Annotated in this window: 3 protein-coding genes; 1 reads left to right on the top strand and 2 read right to left on the bottom strand. The window is 74.3% G+C overall.

Going from position 1 to position 3,756, the window contains the following annotated elements:
- Positions 1 to 103 precede the first annotated feature (103 nt).
- Both ACFXGA_RS19515 and ACFXGA_RS19510 read right to left on the bottom strand, forming a co-directional pair.
- Positions 104 to 1,267 carry a glycoside hydrolase family 6 protein gene (locus ACFXGA_RS19515; protein WP_378089754.1) on the bottom strand — a complete coding sequence of 388 codons (1,164 nt, stop codon included), beginning with the start codon at positions 1,265 to 1,267 and terminating at the stop codon, positions 104 to 106.
- A 215-nt stretch (positions 1,268 to 1,482) separates the two neighbouring features.
- Entirely contained in the window at positions 1,483 to 2,952 is a 1,470-nt protein-coding gene (locus ACFXGA_RS19510) for an aminotransferase class I/II-fold pyridoxal phosphate-dependent enzyme (RefSeq protein WP_378089752.1), read from the bottom strand.
- Between the two features lie 108 nt (positions 2,953 to 3,060).
- On the opposite strand from ACFXGA_RS19510, the gene ACFXGA_RS19505 reads away from it, so the two are divergent.
- Complete coding sequence (locus ACFXGA_RS19505) at positions 3,061 to 3,627, top strand: Rho termination factor N-terminal domain-containing protein (RefSeq protein ID WP_378089750.1); 567 nt, start codon at positions 3,061 to 3,063, stop codon at positions 3,625 to 3,627.
- The last annotated feature ends 129 nt before the right edge of the window (positions 3,628 to 3,756 follow it).

Genomic DNA, 3,756 nt, shown 5'->3' with positions numbered 1-3,756 from the left:
GGGGGCGGGGGGGCGCGCGGGGGGGGGGGGGGGGGGGGGGCGGTGGGGGGGGGGGGGGGGGGGGGGGGGGGGCCCGGCGGCGCGCGCGCCCCCCCCGACGGGGTCAGCGCAGCGGCGGCGAGGCGAGCTTCGCCAGCTCCAGCGCCTGCTCCGGCCACCAGCGGCCGGCGGCGGGCCCGCCCTGGCACTCGCCGTCCGACTCGCCCGGGCGCTTGATCCACAGGAACGCGTCCACGAGCGGGATGCCGGTGTTCGCGGTGGGCCGCTCGCCCAGGCCGCGGCCCGGCGGGTTGCACCAGTCGGTCTCGCCCTCGCCGGGCGTGTAGTGGCCGCGGCCGTTGCGGCTGGTGTCGAGCACGAAGTGCGTCATCTTCGACTTGCGCACCGGCATCGCGTCCAGCTCCTCGTCGGACGGGCACGTGGTGACGCCCTCCTGCGTGCGCAGGTAGAGGCACTTCGACACGCGCGTGCCGTACCGCACGAGGTCTTCGGTGAACCGGTAGTTGGACGTGTTGAGCGCGAACCCGTCCGCCCTGGTCACACCGCCCTTCAGCAGCCGGTTGACGATGCCGAGCTGCTGCCGCGGCTCGCCGTAGCCCGCGTCGTAGTCGTCGAGCGGCTGCCACGCGGAGTGGCCGGCGTCGAGGTAGACGCGGGTGTGCTTGCCGCGCTTGAGCACGTCCACCGCGTGGTTGATCTCGCGGAACCGCTGCGGCACCAGCTCCTCGTCCGGCCCGATCGTGCACCACGGCTCGCTGGTCAGCAGCGCCAGGCCGTCCGGCTCGACCACCACGACCGCCTTCTCGTCACCGATGCCGGCGGCGAAAGCCTCGATCCACTCCTTGTACTCCTGCTCGCTGCGCGCGCCGCCCGCGGACCACTGCGAGCAGTCCCGGTAGGGCACGAAGTACGCCACCAGCACGGGCACCTGGTCCTTCGCCCGCGCGGCCCGCACCACGTCGCGCACGGCGCGGCGCACCTGCTCGGCGCCCGCGGTCGTGAACCAGATCGCGGTCGGCTGCGCGGCCAGGGCCTGCATCAGCGCGGCGTCGGCCTCCCGGCCCTCGGCCCGCCACTGCGCGGCCTGCCGGGCGGCGTTGCCGTCCGGTTCGACGTAGAACGACGTGCCCTTGGGCAGGTGCGGCGGTCCCGATGCGCCCATCCGCGTCCCGACCTCCGCTCCGGCGCTGCTCGCGCCGATCAACGCGCTCACCAAGGCGATGCCGAGGACCAGTCCCGCGCGTCGCCGTCTCGCTCCGTTGTCCACTCGTCCGCTCCTCACGGGGCGCTTCCGGGAGCGCTCCCATAGGGACGACAGCATGGTTCGTCATGAGCTGGATCACAACCCCCGGACGCCCACGGGTCGGGATGGCGTGCCCCGCGGAGCGCGACGACCGAGTGGTCGGGCTGCCGGCGGGTCGTGTGGCACCACCTCGCACGACCGGCCGAGCGCCGCCCGCCCCCGGACCCGTCCGGGCCGGGTCACCGCTCCCGGACGACCACGCGGACGGACTTCAGCTCCGGGTCGCCGGGGTCGGGCAGCTGCATCCCGGCCGCCAGGCCGCTGCGCAGGTAGTCCAGCACCTCCTCGGTGATGACCTCGCCGGGCAGCACGGCGGGCGCGCCGGGCGGGTACGGGGTGATCATCTCGGCCGAGACGCGACCGACCGCCTGGCCCACGTCGACCTGCTCGACCTGCGCGAAGAACGCGTCACGCGGCAGCATCGCCGTCTCCAGCTGCAGCTCGTCCGGCGACGGCAGGTCGACCGGCTTCGGCGTGGGCAGCCCGTCGGCGGCGCGGACCAGCGCCTCCAGCGCGTCGAGCAGCGCCGTGGCGGTGCGCTCGTCGTCGGCGTAGGTGAACTGGGCGACGACGCGCCGGTGGTCGGACAGCCCGACCGTGACGCGCCGGTGCTCGCGCAGCCAGTCCGCCGCCTGGTAGCCGCTGATGCCCAGGCCGGACACGTCCACCACGATCTTGAGCGGGTCGAGGGACTGCGCCAGGCCCGGCCCGGTGAACTCGGCGTCGCCCATGACCGCCAGTCCGGGCAGCCCGTCGATCGCGGCGCGGGTGGTCCGGGCCAGCGCCAGCACGGCGGTGAGCAGGTCCTCGCCGTGTTCGACCATCTGCCGGCGCCAGCCGTCCAGCGTGGCGTAGACCAGGGAGGTCGGGCTGGTGGTGCCCAGCAGGTCCTCGCGGGCCTTGAGCACCGCCGGGTCCACCAGGTCGCCCTGGAGGTGGAACACCGAACTCTGCTCGACCGCCGAACCGGACTTGTGCACGCTCGTCACGACCACGTCCGCGTCGGCGTCCATGCCCCACGGCGGCAGGTCCGGGTGGAACGGCAGGTGCGCGCCCCACGCCTCGTCCACGATCAGCGGCTTGCCGAACTCGTGGCACACCGCGGCGACGGCCCGGATGTCGCCGCACGTGCCGTAGTCGGTCGGGGTGACCAGCAGCATCCCCTTGGCCTCCGGCTCGGCCTCGAACAGCTCGCGCACCTGGTCCGGGCCGGGCGGGTGCGCCAGGTGCCGCTCGGCGTCCCAGTGCGGCGAGACCCACACCGGCGCGACGCCGCTCAGGATCAGCCCCGAGACGACGGACTTGTGCGCGTGCCGGGGCACGATCAGCTTCTCGTGCGGCCCGGCGACCGACAGCATGGCGCTCTTGACCGACAGCGAGCTGCCGCAGGTGGAGAAGAACGCGTGCTCGGCGTGCACGGCGTCGGCCATCAGCTCCTGGGCGTGCTGGATCACGCCCTGGCTCATCCGGCGGTCGTCCAGGCCGTTGAGCGAGATGACGTCGGAGGCGAACACCGCCTCGCCGACCACGTCGAGCACCCGCGGGTCCACGCCCCGGCCCTGCCGGTGCCCGGGAGGGGTGAACGAGAGGTAACCGCGTTCGTGGAACGCCTGGAGCGCTTCGAGCACCGGGGCTTTGCTGTGGTCCATGACCGGGGAGTAACCCGAACGGCCCGCCCTTGAACCGGCCCGCCATGGGCTCGGCGGACGAATCGTTGAGCCGTTCGGGGGTAGCCCTCCTGGCGAGAGGAGGACGATATGGCCAAGCAGCAGGTGAAGGGCAAGAAGGCCGGTGACCTGGCCGACCTGACCGTGGCCGAGCTCCGGCACAAGGCGTCCGAACTGGGTGTGGGCGGCGCTCACGGCATGCACAAGGACGAGCTGGTGCGCGCCGTCGCCGAGGCGATGGGCGGGCGCGGCGCGCCGCGCCCGCGCAGCGAGGACGACGCGGGCGGCGGCATCCGGGGCGGCAAGAAGTCGTCCAAGAGCCTGAAGTACGCCCAGGAGGTCACCTCGACCGACGACGAGCCCGAGCGCGCGGGCCGCAGCCTCGCCACCACCAAGCACGACGTCATCCGCAAGTGGGCCGAGGAGCGGGACGCCTCGCCGGCGACCGTGCCGGGGACCGGGCACGGCGACCACCTCGGCGTGCTGCGGTTCGACTTCCCCGGCTACGGCGGCGACAAGCTGCGCCACGTCAGCTGGGACGAGTGGTTCGACACGTTCGACCGGCGCGGGTTGAACTTCATCTACCAGGAGAAGCGCTCCGACGGTTCGCCGAGCAACTTCTTCCGCCTGGAGAACCCCGACCGCGAAGACGCCTGACCCCGAAGACCTCGCGCGGGGGCCGGGGTCCGCCGCCCCGCCCGGCCGGCCCGGCGGGCCGCCGGGGGGGGGGGGCGTCGGGGGCGGCGGGGGCGCCGCGCGCGCCCCCCCCCCCCCCCCCCCCCCCCC

The sequence above is a fragment of the Actinosynnema sp. NPDC059335 genome, assembly GCF_042752395.1.
Classification (GTDB): domain Bacteria; phylum Actinomycetota; class Actinomycetes; order Mycobacteriales; family Pseudonocardiaceae; genus Actinosynnema.
Note: the sequence above shows the minus strand (reverse complement) of the source record. Positions and strands in the feature narration are given on the sequence as shown.